Annotated in this window: 16 protein-coding genes; 6 read left to right on the top strand and 10 right to left on the bottom strand. The window is 36.3% G+C overall.

The genetic code is table 11. The annotated features are described in order from the left end of the window. Positions 1–25: 25 nt before the first annotated feature. The 3 genes from HLX49_RS11080 to acsA all read right to left on the bottom strand — a co-directional run bounded on the left by HLX49_RS11080 (position 26) and on the right by acsA (position 3,300). Positions 26–523 carry a nucleotidyltransferase family protein gene (locus HLX49_RS11080; RefSeq protein WP_296361909.1) on the bottom strand — a complete coding sequence of 166 codons (498 nt, stop codon included), beginning with the start codon at positions 521–523 and terminating at the stop codon, positions 26–28. A gap of 132 nt (positions 524–655) precedes the next feature. Beyond that, on the bottom strand, positions 656–1,519 hold the full coding sequence (locus HLX49_RS11075) for an aminoglycoside phosphotransferase family protein (protein WP_296361907.1): 864 nt from the start codon (positions 1,517–1,519) through the stop codon (positions 656–658). Between the two features lie 71 nt (positions 1,520–1,590). After that, positions 1,591–3,300, bottom strand: coding sequence for an acetate--CoA ligase (acsA, locus tag HLX49_RS11070; RefSeq protein ID WP_414930308.1), 1,710 nt, complete (start codon positions 3,298–3,300; stop codon positions 1,591–1,593). 948 nt (positions 3,301–4,248) lie between these two features. On the opposite strand from acsA, the gene HLX49_RS11065 reads away from it, so the two are divergent. The 5 genes from HLX49_RS11065 (at position 4,249) to HLX49_RS11045 (ending at position 8,170) form a co-directional block, all read left to right on the top strand. Further along, complete coding sequence (locus HLX49_RS11065; RefSeq protein WP_077702131.1) at positions 4,249–4,590, top strand: hypothetical protein; 342 nt, start codon at positions 4,249–4,251, stop codon at positions 4,588–4,590. A gap of 80 nt (positions 4,591–4,670) precedes the next feature. Then, positions 4,671–5,324 carry a DUF5819 family protein gene (locus HLX49_RS11060; protein ID WP_077702130.1) on the top strand — a complete coding sequence of 218 codons (654 nt, stop codon included), beginning with the start codon at positions 4,671–4,673 and terminating at the stop codon, positions 5,322–5,324. 91 nt (positions 5,325–5,415) lie between these two features. Next, entirely contained in the window at positions 5,416–6,378 is a 963-nt protein-coding gene (locus tag HLX49_RS11055) for an HTTM domain-containing protein (RefSeq protein ID WP_101933079.1), read from the top strand. After that, complete coding sequence (locus HLX49_RS11050) at positions 6,362–6,772, top strand: thiol-disulfide oxidoreductase DCC family protein (protein ID WP_073011643.1); 411 nt, start codon at positions 6,362–6,364, stop codon at positions 6,770–6,772. Before HLX49_RS11055 ends, HLX49_RS11050 begins: the two co-directional genes overlap by 17 nt. Positions 6,773–6,970: 198 nt before the next feature. Beyond that, positions 6,971–8,170, top strand: coding sequence for a transglutaminase-like domain-containing protein (locus HLX49_RS11045; protein WP_296361902.1), 1,200 nt, complete (start codon positions 6,971–6,973; stop codon positions 8,168–8,170). A gap of 141 nt (positions 8,171–8,311) precedes the next feature. On the opposite strand, the gene HLX49_RS11040 is transcribed toward HLX49_RS11045, so the two are convergent. Beyond that, positions 8,312–9,556, bottom strand: coding sequence for a dicarboxylate/amino acid:cation symporter (locus tag HLX49_RS11040; protein WP_101933082.1), 1,245 nt, complete (start codon positions 9,554–9,556; stop codon positions 8,312–8,314). Positions 9,557–10,087: 531 nt separating this feature from the next. Between HLX49_RS11040 and bioB the strand changes: the two genes are divergently transcribed. Continuing rightward, positions 10,088–11,080: a biotin synthase BioB gene (gene bioB, locus HLX49_RS11035; protein WP_296361913.1), complete on the top strand. Its 993-nt coding sequence runs from the start codon at positions 10,088–10,090 to the stop codon at positions 11,078–11,080. A gap of 389 nt (positions 11,081–11,469) precedes the next feature. On the opposite strand, the gene HLX49_RS17115 is transcribed toward bioB, so the two are convergent. The 6 genes from HLX49_RS17115 to opp4B all read right to left on the bottom strand — a co-directional run bounded on the left by HLX49_RS17115 (position 11,470) and on the right by opp4B (position 18,132). Continuing rightward, a complete protein-coding gene (locus HLX49_RS17115) occupies positions 11,470–11,688 on the bottom strand; it encodes an MFS transporter (RefSeq protein WP_101933083.1) in 219 nt (72 codons plus the stop codon). Positions 11,689–12,030: 342 nt separating this feature from the next. Further along, entirely contained in the window at positions 12,031–12,567 is a 537-nt protein-coding gene (locus HLX49_RS11030) for an HD domain-containing protein (RefSeq protein WP_077702125.1), read from the bottom strand. A 235-nt stretch (positions 12,568–12,802) separates the two neighbouring features. Beyond that, entirely contained in the window at positions 12,803–13,897 is a 1,095-nt protein-coding gene (locus HLX49_RS11025; protein WP_367112744.1) for an oxidoreductase, read from the bottom strand. 421 nt (positions 13,898–14,318) lie between these two features. Next, entirely contained in the window at positions 14,319–16,151 is a 1,833-nt protein-coding gene (gene opp4A / locus HLX49_RS11020; RefSeq protein ID WP_296361898.1) for an oligopeptide ABC transporter substrate-binding protein, read from the bottom strand. 80 nt (positions 16,152–16,231) lie between these two features. Next, positions 16,232–17,134, bottom strand: a complete 903-nt coding sequence (locus HLX49_RS11015; RefSeq protein WP_101933086.1) for an ABC transporter permease — start codon at positions 17,132–17,134, stop codon at positions 16,232–16,234. 35 nt (positions 17,135–17,169) lie between these two features. Then, a complete protein-coding gene (opp4B, locus tag HLX49_RS11010) occupies positions 17,170–18,132 on the bottom strand; it encodes an oligopeptide ABC transporter permease (protein ID WP_101933087.1) in 963 nt (320 codons plus the stop codon).

Genomic DNA, 18,132 nt, shown 5'->3' with positions numbered 1-18,132 from the left:
AAATTCTTCTTCTGAATCTTTGTCGTTAGGTTTGCCTTCTTTTCTCGGTTTGCAAAAAATACGGAGTCGGTTTTACTTCTAACTGAAGAACCTCTTCTATGCCATGTGGGGCTGTTAAAATAACATTTTCATGCTGATCTAGTCTTACCCCTAATGCAGTTGCAGTTTCTGGAAACTTTGCGATAGCATCTTCGGATGAAAGATATGGTGGAACGTGATTTCTAGTATGCATTCTTGTTTGGTTTTTCACCGACCATGGAAGAGCAGGCAAAATATGATGAAGTTTCTCTTCTAATTGTTTATCTATATATTCTGCCGTGTGTTGATGATTAAAATAAATGACATCAATATCAGGAAGTGGTGTCTTTTCTATTCCATGCAATGTATCCCAAATTTTCGTCCTTACAAAACCAGCACATACCCAGCAATCTGGTAAATCAAGTGACATAACTGCTTTTAATACCGTCATCATTTCAACGTCTTGCCCAATAGCGTTCATAATATCTTGTTTCGTTGCTAACAAATGGTTCACCTTCTACTTGTAAATCAATATAAATATCTACATTCAAACTTCTATCTTCTTTTTTTCCATAGTATCAAACAAATTCTGTAATTCTTGGTTTCGAGCTTAATAGATCAATAATTTGCTTGCTTTTTATAGTACCCACTTTTTTAATCTAGCTATGTTTTCCTCTAAAAACAAAGCGTTTTTTTCCACTCCTCTACGTTTACACCAACCGATACTATTAAAAGCATCCGTAAATCGATAAAAAGGTAATACTTCCTCTAGGTTAATTAGTAGTCGAATACTGCTATAGCCATCTTTGTATGCTTGATACAAACTACTATCCAAACTTAAAATATCGCGATACAGCTTAGTAAAATCTATTTCTGTTGAGCCAAACCTTGCACTTTCAAAATCTATTACTCCTGAAACGCTACCATCATGAACAATGATATTTGCTGGACGAAAATCCATATGTACAAAACTTGGACCATCTGGAGATGGCAATTGTTGTTTCATCTTTTTATATTTTTCAATAGCTTTTTCGTATAATCGTTCATCCAAAATATCTCTTACATCTGCAGCGAAACTTTGAAACTGACGTTCAATAAAGTTAGACCAGTTGTCAAATTCGTTGTTTATACCTATGAAATCACCGTTCGTAGGAGGAGTAACTGAGTGCATTTTAGCATGAAGCGTCCCAACTTGGTAAGCTACCGTTGGTGTTGTCTTCGCTGTTAAAGGTTTTCCTTTTAATGCAGATATTAAAAAAGCACCAGGACACTCCTCATCACCCGACCAATAATTTATCAAATAAGGAATTGGAACACTTCCTTGTAAAATTTCATAAGCTGCTAACTCACGTTGGAACTTCAACTTTGTAAAAGGAATTTTTAAATAAACATTTTCACCATGTAACAAAGTACATTGATAGACGGTTGAGCTATGTGAGTCGTCAACCTCATTCCATTGTAATACATCTAATCCAAATTTTTGGATGACACGATATAACATCAAATCCCTCCTTTTTCCAAGCGCGATAAAAACTGGTCATCCAACTGTGGGATAACCAGTTTTGTTACCTCTTATTCTTCTAATGTAGATGTATCGCCTGTTGGCAATCCGAGTTCCCAGGATTTTAATAAACGCCGCATGATCTTTCCACTCCGCGTTTTCGGAATAGAATCTTTTACTTCTAACTCACGAGGAGCAGCATGTGCGCTTAAACCTGTTTTCACAAACTGCCTTATTTCTTGTCGCAAAGCTTCTGAATCCTTATAACCTTCATTTAATGTAATAAAGGCTTTAACAATTTCTCCTCGTTCTGGATGCGGTTTGCCGATTACACCAGCTTCTGCAACAGCTGGGTGCTCAATGAGCTTACTTTCTACTTCAAATGGGCCTACTCGTTCTCCCGATGTATTAATGACATCGTCTAAACGACCCTGAAACCAAAAATAACCATCTTCGTCTTTATAAGCACTATCGCCAGACACGTACCAATCTTGGATAAAATAGCTTTCAAACTTTCCAGGGTTATTCCAAATGGCGCGCATCATCGATGGCCAGCCTTTTTTAATGGCTAAATTCCCCATTTGATACGGGGCTAATTCATTTCCTTCATTATCAACAATGGATGCTTCAATTCCTGGTAGCGGTTTTCCCATTGAACCAGGCCTTATTTCCATAGATGGGAAGTTCACAATAATATGTGCTCCCGTTTCTGTCATCCACCATGTATCGTGAATACGAAGATGAAAGGCCTTCAATCCCCATGAAATTACTTCTGGGTTTAAAGGTTCACCAACACTCAAGATATGACGTAATGCAGAAAGATCATATTTTTCAACTGTCTCCTTACCCGCACTAACGAGCTTACGTAATGCAGTTGGTGCTGTATACCATACCGAAACGCTATTTTTTTCAAGTGTATGGTACCAATCATCAGGCGTAAACCTACCACCACGAACGACATTCGTCACGCCATGAAGCCAAGGAGCAAAAATGCCATAACTTGTGCCTGTCACCCAACCGGGATCAGCAGTACACCAGTAAATATCGTCCTCCTTTAAATCCAACACCCAATCGCCCGTTGCATAGTGCTGTATCATTGCGTGATGCACGTGATAGACCCCTTTTGGTTTTCCAGTAGATCCAGAGGTATAATGAAGCAGCATACCATCCTCTAGATCAACCCATTCCATTTCTGTTTGATCGCTAGCGGCTTTCATTTCCTCGTGATAATGAATGTATGATTCAACTTTCTCCTTGTAATTGCCAACTAGAACAATTTTCTCAAGTGCTGGTAAATCAGCTTGTGGTACGCGCCCCAATAAATCAGGCGTTGTAATCAGCATTTTCGCCTCACTATCTTGAAGACGATCTCTAACTGCCTGCTCCATAAATGCTTCAAATAATGGTCCTGCAATGGCACCAACTTTTAAGATACCAAAGAAAGCAGCATAAAACTCTGGCGTTCTCGGCATAAATAAAAATACACGATCTCCTTTTTTTATTCCATATTTCCGTAATACATTTGCAAATTTATTACTCTCATGACGTAGATCATTAAATGTCAGCTTCTCCTCACGGTCCGGTGATGAAAATAAAAGTGCAGTCTGATTGCTTTTATTTGGGTTATCAGCATGACGATCAACAGCTTCATAAGCCATATTTACCTTCCCTGTTTCAAACCAGGAAAAATTCGCTTTTATGCTCTCCCAAGTAAACGATTCTTTCATACGATTATAATCTTTTAAATTATGATTTCCCTCTCTAGGAGAGATTTTTTTCATTTCCACGTATCATCCACTCCTTATGTTTTAAGGTATCGGTTACAGTTTACCTTCTATAAATCTAAACTCGAAATAAAAGGAAGCACTTTTTTAAATTATGAAAACATTTTGGTAACTACTATTATTTTAGAACATTTTGTGACATTTTTAAAGTGATATCTAAACTTTCAGCCTATCTATATGGAGAAAAAAGCGGATATATTTACTTTTAAGCTAAGATACCAGTGAGGAGGACCAGTTTGCTATATCATTTTCCTAGTCAATATTGTGTAAAACGGAAACCCCAGCACCCTTTATAAATGACAGACTAGTCCTTTTCGTTTAATAACATTTACCTATTATTGGGATTTTTCCGCTTTTTTAACAGGACTTATAGCACTTGTAATCGCAGCGTATAAGTCTTAATATTATGACAAGTTGTTTTATGAATTAATTAACACATAAAATAATTCACCTTCGTTCAGCCTACCAAGAATATCCTATTAACTAAGTTTGACTAGCTGATTTTAGAAAAACTTAGCTTACCCCAAGTCTTTAGCAAAAGCTTTTAGTTTTTCTTATGCTATAAACCCTAAAATTTTATACTTTTGTATAAAAAAACATCTTCTTAGCTAGAAATCCATTTTCATACTAAATGGTGGTTCACTCCATGCTAGTCATGGTGGGTTCGTATAGGATAAAAATAAGTCATCTCTCAAAATTTCATTATATTCACCTTAGAATAGAAAAAAACTTGGCTTGATGCCAAGTCTTATAGCGAAAGCCTTTGTTCTTCTTATACGATAAACGCTAAAAATTTTATACTTCCTATAGTGCAAAGAATGCCTACATTATTTAACTATAAAGGAGGCGATTCATGAATAGAATTTAGAGAAATATACAGTTTTGGTCATTGTTGCTATTGTTGCTTTTGTTTTAGTTTTTATATTTAATTAGGAGGATGATTTGATGAAAAAGAAGCTAATCACCGGAGCACTGGCATTAAGTTTATTTATTGGAGGAACAACGACAACCTCTGTCTTCGCTGGGACAGATAATATTGAAACCGAAAAAGCAGTCCAAACTGAATTGGCTACCAACAAAGAAGTATCTCCTCAGGCTACTCCCGCAGTTGCCGGAGCTTATGCATTAAAAGGGGCAGCCGTTGCGGGTGCAGCTTTTGTTGGTGGAGTTACCGCCAAAGCTGGTGCAGATGCTTATGATTGGGCTAAACAACAATTAGGCGGCAGTGATGAGAAGATGAGAGGTAATGCAGAATATGAAGATATCAAAATTGTTTTTGACCAATAATTCTTTACTTGCCCTTTACTAAAATATAAGACGATTGTCCCACAAATTGGGACAATCGTCTAATTCATAGAGGTGATCCTATGTTAAAAAAAGTAATCATTCTATTTTCGGCTTTTTTGTTTTTTATACATTTTATGTTTACCGCTATTTATTTAGCTCCTTTTAATCCAGTAAAAGCCAAATATGGGTTTATTGTAAATGCCTATATGGAGCCTTTATTTTCACAAAACTGGAAATTATTCGCACCAAATCCAGCAAGTTCAAATAACCAATTTCTAGTTCGTGCACAATTTTCCAATGGCGAAACAACAGAATGGACCAATTTAACATCATTTATGATTGAAAAAAACTATAAAAATCGCTTTACTCCTTATAATCGTTTAGTGCGCATCCAACGAGGCGCATTTATGTCCCTGTATCAAAAAGATGATGTAACACGGAAACTATCCCAAGAAGTAGAAGAAAGAAATTTAAATAAAGAGGAGTATGATTATATTCTAGACAATGAAATGACAAAGGAGCAAGAAGAGAATGGGATAAATATATTAAACCGGTATGCTCAATCTTATGTAAGCAGTTTATATCCTGAAAAAGATATCTCACGCACACAAATTGTCATAAGAGAAACAAAAGCCACACCTTTTTCCGAACAAAACAATCCAAAATTTGAAAACGAAAGAACTATTCATGAATTTGATTGGAAGGAATTTGAAACAGTTTCTTCTGTGTTTTAATAACTTATCTATCATTTTCTTTACATCAATTTTAAACTATTTCTTATAGCTTACATTATTTCCACCATTTTTAAGAGGAGGAATTTTAATTTTGAATACTATTTACAATAAGCTAACTACACAAAAACATATGTTAATCGGCGCTAGTTTAATCAGAATTGCTTTTGGTCTATTAATTTTATATTTTTATTTTATTCATTATGGACAACGACGATTTCTGTGGGGTCCAAATGGCATGCAGGAGCACGAGACTTTTACGCAAAATCTAATCACCACTAGCAATTTTTCTTTGTATCAATTAAATGATTCTATCTTGTACTTTGAAATCATTTTTCATATGGGCATTGTAGTCGCTTTGCTCTTTACCTTAGGTTTCATGGGTCGACTAACAGCCATCTTAAATTTTGTTTTTATTTGGTCTTTACAACATGTAAATGTTTTAATTCTAGACGGTGGAGACAATGTAATGAGAATCATTCTGTTTTATTTGTTATTTGCAAATACGACAGCATTTTTTTCATTGGATCGTTATAGGAGAAAAGAGAAAATACCTAGTAGCATCACGGCAACCCCGATATCCAATAGCTTTCATAATTTAGCTATTCTTGCCTCCATTATACAAGTTTCCTTTATGTACTTAACTTCTGGTATGCATAAAATCATGGGAGAGGTATGGCAAAATGGGACAGCGCTTTACTATATCTTGCAGGTCGATGAGTATACGCATCCATTTTTCAAGGAATTCATTTTATCATCTAACATTCTCTTGCTAATTGGCGCATATGGAGCTATTTTTGCACAAATAACCTACCCATTTTTATTATTTAACCGTTATACCAAATATATTGCCATTTTTAATATTATCGCTATGCACGTCGGAATTGCCATTGTCATGGGTTTGTTTACTTTTTCTGCTACAATGATCTCCATACAACTGCTTTTACTAAAAGATAAAGAGTATGCTTGGGCATATGCTATCATCAAAAATCTATCATCCAAGTGGAAACTAAGAAAGGGGAGAAAGTATGAGGCTGAGCATGTTGAACAGGCCTAATAAAAAAAACAATGTCCTTGTTTTTTATGATACTTGGTGTCCTATTTGTACAAAAAGTATGAAAACACTAGCAAGATTAGATTGTTTTCGTCGTCTTCAATATGAATCTACTAGAAACAAGGCTGTTCTAAATGAGTACAGTTTAAATTATGAAAAATTGGAAAAACGAATGCACACTATTCGATTAAAAGATGGTAAAATAGAAGAAGGTATAGATAGTATATTTCGTATAGTTAAACAAATTCCCCTTTTATGGATAGCTGTTCCCTTTCTTCAACTATCTATATGGATAGGAGTAGGATCCAAAATATATGACTGGTTGGCAAGTAAACGAAAAATACTTCCCGTTGGGGGCTGTGAAGGTGATTTTTGTAGACTTCCCGACAGAAGCTAACGTTTGCAGATTATACCTATAAAATCTCAATCAGTGGGGGCTCTTTCATCCTCCACTGTTTGTTTGTAACCCAAGGACTATGACCTAAAGGTCCCTACGTGTATTGGATATTTAGCTTCTATTTAGACTTATTTATGAATTCTAAAGCAAGTCCACAGCATCTTATACGCTAAATAAAATAATAAAGCAGGTGAAGATTTGGACAATAAAGTAGTGTATACATTTCAATATAAAAATCCTACCTCAGCTAACGTGTATTTATGGTTAGCAACCCCACCAGATACGAAACATCAGCAGGTTATTAACGAAAAGAAAACGCCTCCTTGTCAAAAAAATGAAGATACAATTGGGAATAAAATTAGCTTTTATGAAATCAAACCCAACGAAACCATAAAAGCTTCTTATAAAATACAATTGTTAAACAATACGGAAGATACTTTGCCCGAATTAACACAAGAAGAAAAAAATTATTATTTAAGATCCACACCTATGGTTTGCGTAAACGAAAAAGTAAGGGACATTGCTTCCCACGTTACTAAAGGGGTGGAAAATCCAAAAGAGCAAGCCAAGCTACTATTTTTTTATATTGTCAAAAATTATAAATATAAATTCCCCCCAAAAGCTAGAGGAGTTACCCATTTCCTCAAAAGTAAGAAAGGAGATTGTGGTGAATTTTCTTTTTTATTTGCAGCGCTTTGTCGTGCAATTGGAATTCCTTGTCGTATCATGGTGGGAGCATTTACAGGTGGACAGCATCGAGCGCATGTATGGAATGAAATTCACCTCGAACAAGAGGGTTGGATACCCGTTGATACAAGTATGGCTGCTACAGTAAAAAGACAGCTATGGAGATATTTTTTCTCTCCATTTCAAACTTTGTTTTGGAAAACATATTTCGGAAAAACGGAGCATCAACGAATTGTTTTTTCTATTGACACAGAACACCAGCCTGTACCAGCTTACCCAAATGCTATTGTGCAGAATAAACAACCATATAGCCCATTTGATATAGCAGGAGAGCCATTTATTTGGGGGAAAGATTTAGTTCAGAATAAAATACCCTACTTCCAACCTATGTACCTATATTATGAAGATCAGAAACCCTTGAAAGATAGAACGGAAAATTTTCTTGGCCTATGGAATGTTCAGGAAACTGGAAAACAAAAATTAACACTTCTAGTTAGATCAATATCAGGATATATTGCTCTTCTATTTGCCATATTTTATTTTTCCACTAACTGGGATCTGTTAAGTATTCTGTTTCCATTTCCCGCGTTTTTGTTTTGTCTATCTTTCGTTATAAGAAAAGAAAGGGTGCTTTTCTTCTCGTTCGCAACCGTTTTTTTTGGAATTATTATGCTTTTAGTCAGTATGGGCGCAATATCTACCATTTTATAAACCTGTGTCATTCATTCCATGAGGAGGGCCTCTTTCACCATGTATTTGCCTGCGAAGCATCTATGTCGTGATAGAAGGCCGTCTCTCCTCTAGCAGAAAAACGCGCCTTCTCGTAGACGCGCTCTTAAAATTAACATTCCATTATGCTGTTTGTTCCGTTTGTTCCTCATCTATACCATTTTTCCGTTTATCATCTTCCGAAATGATATACGCACACGCTGCATCACCCGTAATATTTAACGATGTTCGTATCATATCTAGCAACCGATCTACCCCGATAATTAAAGCAATTCCATCTACTGGTAAACCTACTTGTTTTAACACCATCGCTAACATAATCAGCCCTACCCCAGGGACTCCTGCTGTTCCGATGCTTGCTAGTGTAGCTGTTAAAACAACCATTAGCATTTGACTTAAGCCCAGCGGTTCTGCATAAACTTGCGCAATAAAAACCGTAGCAACTGCTTGCATAATTGCAGTTCCATCCATATTAATTGTCGCACCTAATGGCTGAACAAAACTACTGATCGATTTTTTTACACCGAGTTTTTCCTGCGCTATTTTCATAGATACTGGTAGTGTTGCACTGGAACTGGATGTACTAAAAGCAACGGACATTGCCGGGAAAAACGCCTTATAAAATTTTAATGGGCTTGCTTTTCCTAACGTTTTAATAGCAATACTGTACGTAATTACTCCGTGTAAAACAAGAGCCAAAATAACTGCCAACATATACATAAACATGGAACCTATTGCATCTAAACCAGCTTCTCCAATTGCTGATGCAATTAAAGCGAACGCCCCATAAGGAGCTGTTTTCATAATCCCATTCACAAGAAAAATTAATATGTCATTGGCCTGCTCAAATAAATTTCTAATTCCACTCGTTTTTTCTCCCAACATAGCTAGTGCAACTCCAACAAAAATGGCGACTGCAATAATTTGCAACATATTTCCTGTTGATAGTGCTTCTACTGGATTTTCAGGAATAATTTGCACAAGCGTATCCATAATCGGTGGCGCTGCTTGTTCTTCATAGGAAGCATCATCTATGGAGAAATTCCCTCCTTCACCTGGCTCTAGTACTAATCCAACTCCTAATCCAATTACTAGCGCTATTGCTGTCGTTACTAAATAAAAACTAATCGTCTGTACCCCAATTCTTCCTAATTTAGAAGGGTCACCTAATCCAACTGTTCCGAGCACAATCGAAACAAAAACAATTGGAACAACTATCATCATAATTAAGTTTAAAAATATTTCTCCAACAGGATTTAATACATACGTATCAATAGGTGTAAAAACTTCTGCAGGAGCAAAAGTTAAACCTATTCCAGCGAAAATTCCTAATAGTAAGGCAAGTAATATTTTTTTGGTTAAACTCATAAGCATTCTTCCTTTCTTGTTGTGTTAACAGTAGACTATAAACAGAAAGATAAGACTTATCTGTATTCTTAAACTACTAAAATTGATATGTCTTATAACTTCATAAATTTTAAAAAGAATGCGCTTTCTCAGTAATTTACTACTAAAAAACGAATTATACTAGTTGTTTATTCTCTTTTTTCATGTTTTCCTATATGAAATATAGATGAGTAGAATAAAGAAATGGGATACAGAGCAGTGTGTTACAAAGGTGTAAAAATATAGAGTTACCTTTCTATTTTATCATTTTTCTTACTACTTGAATAGTCCTATTTTTTGTAAGGTAGATGATAATACTATATTTCTTATTTAATCGTATACATAACCAGTAAAAAACATTTTTAAGATCCAATTGACGTGCCGTTTTTATTACGTGCATTCTTGACAATAGTTTATAAAAACTTTATTGTTAACCTATATAAATATATGTTTACAATTTTGTTTTTTAGGATTTCTTCATCAAAATATTTAGGAGAGGATGAAACAGAGAATATGATAGACTTTCAATCTTTAGCAAAGGCTGTTTTGGAAGGATACCAGATAACAGAAGGAGAAAGTTTAGCCATTTTAGATTGCCGTGACGAAGCTATACTTCCATTACTACATAGTGCTTACGTGATTAGAAAGCATTACTACGGTAATAAAGTAAAACTTAATATGATTATTAATACAAAATCAGGAGCTTGCTCAGAAAATTGCGGCTATTGCGCGCAATCTCGTGATTCAACAAATCCAATTGAAAAATACAAAATGATGGACAAAGATTCGATTGTAAAAGGAGCAGAACGAGCTAGTCAATTGCATGCAGGCACATATTGTATTGTTGCGAGCGGACGTGGTCCTACAGATAGAGAATTGAACCATATTATTGGTGCTGTCAAAGAAATTAAAGCCAAGTATGATTTAAAAATTTGCGCTTGCCTTGGTATTTTAAAACCTGGGCAGGCAGAACAGTTAAAAGAAGCAGGAGTAGACAGATATAACCACAATATTAATACATCAAAAGCTCACCATGCTACGATAACTACTAGCCATACTTACGATGATCGTGTACAAACTGTAAACAAAGTAAAGGAAGCGCGTATCTCTCCTTGCTCAGGCATCATTGTCGGAATGAAAGAAACGAAACAAGATGTTATACAAATGGCATTTGCCTTACAAGAACTAGAGGCTGCTTCTATTCCTGTGAATTTTTTACACGCCATGGAAGGAACCCTTTTAGAAGGTACAGATGAGCTTACGCCTCTCTATTGCTTAAAAGTTCTATGCCTATTTCGTTTTACAAACCCCCAAGCAGAAATTAGAGTTTCCGGAGGACGGGAAGTTAATTTAAGAAGCTTGCAACCGCTTAGCTTATACCCAGCCAATTCTATGTTTATAGGAGACTATCTCACAACTACTGGACAAGTGGCAAAAAAAGATTATCAAATGCTTAAAGATCTTGGCTTTGAAATTGATGATGTGAATTCCGAAGTACCCGTCTAAAGCAAATGCATGCTACGGTATAAACGATAAGCAAACAGCCCCCGCGTACTACTTATCGTTTATGCCATTTTTTATACTAAAACTAAAAAACTTTATATTTCCCTAATAATGATAAAAAGACTTGCACAATGCTATAAATAGAGAAATTGCTAGAACCCCAGCTTAGAAAAACTTGGCTTATCGCCAAGCCCTGATGGCGAAAGGCGTAGTTTTTCTTATACTATAAACCTTTAAACTTTTATACTTTCCTATAGTGTAAAAATAGCAGTGTTCCCGTTCTCCCCCAAACATCAACAACGAAAAGTGAAATAATTGGACCGAGCGAAGCGCCAATAAATAAGACAAATGCATAAAGCGAAGAAGCTGCTAGTCTTTCCTTACTACTAAGGTCAAAGGAAGCCAATAACGATTATTTGTTTTTTTCCATATTTTTGTGATAACGGTGCAAATACTAAGAAGCCGAACGCATAAAACACCGAAAAAATACTACTTATCCAAGAAGCTTTTTGTGCAGAAATTGTAAAATAGCTTGTTAAAGTATCTGTAATTGGAATAACGATATAAACGGCGGAGACAACAACGAGAGCACACCAAAATAGGAGAAACATAGAAAGATAACTTTGATATAATGGCAGTAGAATAACCTCCCATTTTTAATATTTTATTTTTACTATATGAATACCTAGTGGTTGATGTGCCCAGCATAAATTCACTTAACTCGTATACGTTTCAGTTGTACAAACGAAAAAAAATGATAATATGAGGAAAGTAGAAAATGAAAAATTCATGCCTGACGTTAAATAAATGTTTTTTTACAGAGGGGAGATAAAGAAGGGGTGCTTTTTATTGAAGCAACAGCGATTATGTAAAACAAGAAAGCAAGGAAAATGGGACAGGAGATAGATTAAAGCTCCAATCCATACAGTATGCTTTCCTACTTGTCATTCATTTTAGATAATATGTTTCATCTCGTTCATGCTTAACCATTGCGTGATCTTTTGATCTAACAACTGAATTCGCTCTAAGGCCGATTCGTCATCAATGCGCTTGTAATGATGGTTCCCACCAGTTTCTTCATCAGCTTCATCTGCCAAGTGTACAACTTGCTGTAATGGTTTTAATTGTAATTCGCCATTCGGCAAGTAAGAATCCGTATGCAACAATATAGCTACAGCTATTTCTTTAGCTACTTGAGGGTCCTCGCCAATGCGAATGAGTAATTTATGCGCACGGCTAGCACCTTTAATTGCATGAATATCATTTTTTCGATATTTGTCATAATCCCATTTTCCTTCTGTATACCACGTATAATGCCCTACATCATGCAAGAGAGCCGCCTTCGTAGCATGATCACGGTTTACATGATACTGCTTGGCAAGATCAAATGCATATTCCGCAACCGCAATTGCATGAGCTATACCTGAACGTTTTAAATAACGCTGTGTAACAGGATGTAGGAACACGGTTTCTAATGTTACATTTCTCATCTATAGATACCTCCTTTATATGTTATTTTTTTAATATTCTCTAGTATAAGGGTAAATTTTTAAAACTATAGCATATGAACATAAGTTATTGCAAGTTATATACTCGATCCAATTGTTCTTTTTTTGAACTATATTCATCTCAGCTCCTTATATTTCCTTTAAAGTCAGTAAAAAACAACTGCCATAAATAAAAGCACCCTTATGCATGCTTCTATTTGCGACAGTTGTTTATATATTACATTTCTAATTCAAAATCTTTTACGTATGCTTTTGGTGTCAATATTGCTTTTCCATCAAATGCTTGTAGCTCTTCCCCATTTTTCACCCGATTTGGAGTATCAGGGTTCGCTAACGCTTGACGAGCAATAGCTATAAAATCAGCCTTTCCTTGCTCGATAACTGCTTCTGCTTTTTCCGGATCGCCTAAACGTCCGCAAGCAATAACCGGCTTCCCAGCATATTTTTTCGCTACCTCTGACATCGTCATTGTTCCTTCACCAAATCCAGGTGTCATTGCATCATCATCGGAAATATGAATATAGTCGACATCCGTTTTTCCTAGTTCAGAAAAGATGATTGATGCTTCTTCCTCTCCACCAGACCATGTATAGCTTTTATCGGTAGCTTTTAGTTGAGAAATACGAATTCCTACAATCATTGTCCCGCCAACTGCTTCTTTCACATCAGCTATAAGTTCCTTTAACAGTCGAACTCGATTTTCTACACTACCTCCATACTGATCATTTCTCTGATTAATATTTGCTGATAAAAATTCATCAAGTAAGTAACCATTTGCTCCATGTAATTCGACTCCATCAAACCCAGCCTTCTTTGCATACTTCGCGGATTGAACAAAGCCCTGTTTCACTTCTTCAATTTCATGAAGGGTTAATTCCTTTGCTTCTGGATACCGACCGCTACCACCATAGATTTCTGCCTTATCACTTGGAGGAGTAAACGGCGATGGTGCTACGGTAACATTTGTATAAAAATTCCCTTGCGTTTGAGCTCCACCATGCATCAATTGCGCAATCATCAACGCTCCATGGGATTGTACACTTTCTACAATTGGCTTCCAATGCGTAGCATGCTTTTCCGTGGCTAAGCCTCCTTGAAATTCATATGCTTGACTATATTTCGTGTCAGGATAAACGCCTTCTGTAATGACAACGGCGAAGCCACCTTTAGCATATCGTTCATAATAACGCTGAACGCGCTCATTCGGTGTTCCATCTGCTTCAGAGCTTACTCTTGTCATTGGAGCTAAAATATAGCGATTTTTTAACACATATGTTCCGAGATACCCTTGTTCAAACAATTTATTCATCATCTTCACCCTATTCTTTGTTGTTATTTAAAATTAACATTTATCGCTAATTTTATGCAGTATATTATGGCACCTTTCTTTATTTTCTGCAATTTAGTTGCTCGAGAGAAAATTTTGCTATTCAATGAAACACGTTTTCTAATTGTCAATCTTTAGTGCTTTACAACATTGACCTGCCTCGTTTCATTCATGTTTTAATACAGACAAATTCATATAAGATAATACAACTTAAGAGTAATCCACATTAATTGTTTTCAACCTGTTCATAATTTATGTTATTTATTAGAAAAACTTAACTTACTGTCAAATCTTTATGGCGAAAGCTGTATGTTTCATTAAATTTCATGCAAGTTGATGACCACTTTTAACATTAAAAAGACGTTCTATTGCAAAAATTAACAATAGAACGCCAGCATATTTTATATTACTCAGCTTTTTCCGTTTCTTCTTGAGTTACAGCAATCTCATGTAAATCTCCCCAATTATACTGTATTGAATAATTCATTACTCGGTTATTAACAGGAGATAAGATTGCACGATAGACGGTAGGGAAGACTGGAACCTCTTCCAACATCAATTGTTGCCAATCTTTATATACTTTTTGACGGTATTCTAATTCCATTGCTTCTTCAGACACCCCATCTGCTAGCAGCTCATCATTTTCTTCACTTGCATAACGAGAGAAGTTAAATAGCGCATCACGCCCGTAGAGGCCTGCTGGATTCACATCTGTTCCGACACTCCAAGCACCTTGAAAAATATCTATAGCTGGATCGTCATCGCCGCTTTGACCTACTCGATCGTAAAACGAGTTAAACTCAAGTAAGCGACCATCAACTAACTGGACGTTTAAACCGACTTTCTCCCAAGCTTGAATGTAATAATTAGCAATTGGTTCAGCTACATCTCCTCCAGACATAGAAGCAAAGTTAATGACTAACTCTTCTCCATCTGGATTTTCCCGCATACCGTCTCCATTGGTATCCTCATAACCTGCTTCATCTAGAATTTTTTTCGCTTCTTCTGGATCATAAGCTATACCAGGGTTTTCGGTATCATGAAAATTTGGGTGTGATGGCGGTATCAATGTTGTTGCATTCCAGCGTAATCCATTATAAAATTGTTCGCCAACTGCATTGTTATCAACCGCATGCCACATTGCTTTGCGAAGATTCACATCTGCCATTTTTTTATTTGGATCAGGTTTCACTTCTTTTTTCTCTTTATCCCATGTTCCTAATTTAAAGCCAATATAGGTATAAGCCATATCCGTATTGCCTAAGAACTCTACATTTGCCATATCTGCATTATCTGGGTATTGGTCAGTAGGAAAACTGTCTACAGCATCTACTTCTCCCGTCTCTAGTGCCTGAACAACGGTTTTCGGATTGACTACCTGAACAGTAACTTTATCTAACTTCGGTTCACCTTGCCAATAATCTTCATTTTTGGTAAGCACAACCGCTTCCCCTGGTGTAATGCTGTCTACTTTAAATGGACCAAAACCAATTGGATTCTTTCGGACTGCATCTGACTCTGCCATTTCAGCTACAGGGATATCTTTAAAGACATGCTTAGGTAGAGCATACGGCCAAATACCTCCACTTAGTAGAGAAGGAGAAGCCTGCTTATAAGTAATTTTCAATGTTTTATCACCGACTACTTCAATTCCAGAAATAGAATCGGCCTCACCATTCCGGTATTCCTCTACACCTTCAATTACGGTGAAATCTGCACCATAGCGTACCCCTGTATAGTCAGGATCAGCTATAATTTCATATGCAAATAACCAATCTTCTGCAGTAACAGGCTCTCCATCATGCCAATTTACGTTATCTCGAATTGTAAAAGTAAATACTTTTCCACTATCATCTACTTCGAACGTTGCAGCACCATCTTGTGTATAATTATGCGTTTCATCAGCCGATAATAACGGGTCATCAAACCACTTAATTATTTCACTGTCAGGTACACCTGAATAAAAGTTATAGTTTAACAATCCCTCGAATGCTGTATCGGTAACAACACCGTATTTGAAATGTCCACCTTCGATAGCTTCACCTTCGTTGGTAGTTTCTACACTAAAATCCTCAATGGAATAGATCTTTTCGCCACTCTCTTCCGACTTTTCCCCCTTTTCTTCAGATTTTTCACCTTTATCTCCTTTACTCTCTTCGCCACTATTACATGCTGCTAGCACAAAGACAAAACCTAACATAATAGCAAACAATAGTATGCGCCAACTACTTCTTTTCATCTAATAACCTCCCCTTTTATTTTGTACGTCACATGACGCGATCTATACTTAACATCATTATGATGTAAGCAACGTATTTATTACCCTCTTCGCTGCCTTGCATCTGAAGCACGCTTTAAGGCTTCGCCAACGTTTCGAACAGCTAACATTAGTAAGAAAACCATAATTGCTGCTGGTACCCAAATCCACCATCTTATTTCCAAAGTTTGTGGATTTCTTGCATAGCCAAGCAGTGTTCCAAGACTTGGAGTGGATTCTGGAAAACCAAACCCTAAAAAGGACAATCCAGACTCTAAACCGATATTCGCAGCCAAGTTTAACGTCATCGTCACAATAATTAACGAACTTAAATTCGGCAAAACTTGAAAAAACATAATCTTCCAGTTCGGAGTTCCTAACGTTTTGGAGGCCTGTGCATAATCAAGTTCTCGCTCTTGTAACGCCTTTGAACGAATTAACCTAGCTTTCCCCATCCAGAGGAATGCTGTCATAATTAACGAGAAAGACCATATGCTATATTTAGGCACAATCGCAACAAACACAATAACGATCATTAAAAATGGCAAAATCAAAAAGAAATCAACAATACGCATCATAATATTATCGACTGATCCACCAAAATAACCAGATACAAGTCCGTAAGTAATACCGATGATTCCTGTCATAAGCGTCACTAAAATTCCAATTGATAAGGAATTGCGCGTTCCAATAATGAGCTGTCCAAAAATGTCTCTTCCCCCATAATCGGTACCTAACCAAAATTCCTCTGAAGGCGGTTCATTAATGGCAAACAAATCTACCCTTACAATTTCTTCCTGGTTTAAAAATATAGATACTCCATATACAAAGCTTGTAATGAGAATAAGAAATATTAAAGAAATAAGAGCGACTTTATCTCGAACAATTTCTCGCCAGATTATTTTCGCTAAAGATGGCACTTTTTCTTCGTTCGTCACAATGGACTCTATTTCTGTATAGTTCAATTCGCTTCACCTCCGTGTTTATCTGTTGAGTAACATTATTTTATTCGAATACGCGGATCTACGAGACTTAAAATAATGTCTGATAATAATGCGCCTAAAATAGATGCGATTCCAAATAACAGGACAACGGACGTCACCACACTGTAATCCCGTTGTAGCACAGATTCCATAAATAATAACCCCATACCCGGATAGCTGAAAATGGTTTCAATAAATATAGTTCCACCGATTAAACCTGTTATTTCAAAACCGAAATAAGCAGCAACCGGTAATAAGGAATTGCGGAAAATATGCCGGCGATAAACTCGTGACTCAGAAGCACCTTTTGCTCTTGCCGTAATGACAAAATCTTTCTGCTTTGTATCAATAATTTCACTGCGTAAATACTGCACCGTATTTACGGTAGTAATTAACGCCATAGCGAGTGCTGGTAGGATTATATGATTCATTTTACTCATAATATATGGAAATGATCCTGGCTCTAACCCTGGTTCTACACTTCCACCGGTTGGGAACCAACCCAAACTATAACCGAACACCCAGAGCATCACTAATGCAAAAATAAATAATGGAGTCGCAAATCCGATATACGTATATCCAGTAATCATTTGATCACGTAATGTATCATTATAGCGCCCACTAGTAATACCTAAAGGAATTGCAATGATATATGTAAAAATTAAGGTTGCTAAACCTAGCCAAAAAGTATTTACAAGCCTTTGTCCAATTAATTCCGTTACCGGCATTTTAAAGCGAAAGGATTGTCCCAAATCACCTTGTATTGCTGACGTCACCCAATCTGTATATTGTTTATACCAAGGGTCATTTAATCCTAGCTTCTGCCGCTGCTCTTCAATCGCTGCTGGATCAATATTTGGATCAATTAATCCCGACAATGCATCACCTGGCATAAATTGCGCCATAATAAATACTAAAATACTTAGCAAAACAACTTGTGGCATGGTAATTAACAGTCGTCTAACAATAAATTTCCACAT

Origin of the sequence: Virgibacillus sp. (assembly GCF_013393565.1) — a bacterium.
Classification (GTDB): Bacteria; Bacillota; Bacilli; order Bacillales; family Amphibacillaceae; genus Virgibacillus; species Virgibacillus dokdonensis.
The sequence above is the reverse complement of the archived record's forward strand: the minus strand, read 5'-3'. Positions and strand labels throughout refer to the sequence as shown.

Excerpts from the sequence above, each read along its gene's own strand:
- HLX49_RS11065 (WP_077702131.1), top strand. The coding sequence starts at position 4,249 with ATGAAAAAGAAGCTAATCACCGGAGCACTGGCATTAAGTTTATTTATT.
- HLX49_RS11075 (WP_296361907.1), bottom strand. The coding sequence starts at position 1,519 with ATGTTATATCGTGTCATCCAAAAATTTGGATTAGATGTATTACAATGG.
- HLX49_RS11030 (WP_077702125.1), bottom strand. The coding sequence starts at position 12,567 with ATGAGAAATGTAACATTAGAAACCGTGTTCCTACATCCTGTTACACAG.
- opp4A (WP_296361898.1), bottom strand. The coding sequence starts at position 16,151 with ATGAAAAGAAGTAGTTGGCGCATACTATTGTTTGCTATTATGTTAGGT.
- acsA (WP_414930308.1), bottom strand. The coding sequence starts at position 3,300 with ATGAAAAAAATCTCTCCTAGAGAGGGAAATCATAATTTAAAAGATTAT.
- bioB (WP_296361913.1), top strand. The coding sequence starts at position 10,088 with ATGATAGACTTTCAATCTTTAGCAAAGGCTGTTTTGGAAGGATACCAG.
- opp4B (WP_101933087.1), bottom strand. The coding sequence starts at position 18,132 with ATGTGGAAATTTATTGTTAGACGACTGTTAATTACCATGCCACAAGTT.
- HLX49_RS11050 (WP_073011643.1), top strand. The coding sequence starts at position 6,362 with ATGTTGAACAGGCCTAATAAAAAAAACAATGTCCTTGTTTTTTATGAT.
- HLX49_RS11025 (WP_367112744.1), bottom strand. The coding sequence starts at position 13,897 with ATGATGAATAAATTGTTTGAACAAGGGTATCTCGGAACATATGTGTTA.
- HLX49_RS11040 (WP_101933082.1), bottom strand. The coding sequence starts at position 9,556 with ATGAGTTTAACCAAAAAAATATTACTTGCCTTACTATTAGGAATTTTC.
- HLX49_RS17115 (WP_101933083.1), bottom strand. The coding sequence starts at position 11,688 with ATGTTTCTCCTATTTTGGTGTGCTCTCGTTGTTGTCTCCGCCGTTTAT.
- HLX49_RS11060 (WP_077702130.1), top strand. The coding sequence starts at position 4,671 with ATGTTAAAAAAAGTAATCATTCTATTTTCGGCTTTTTTGTTTTTTATA.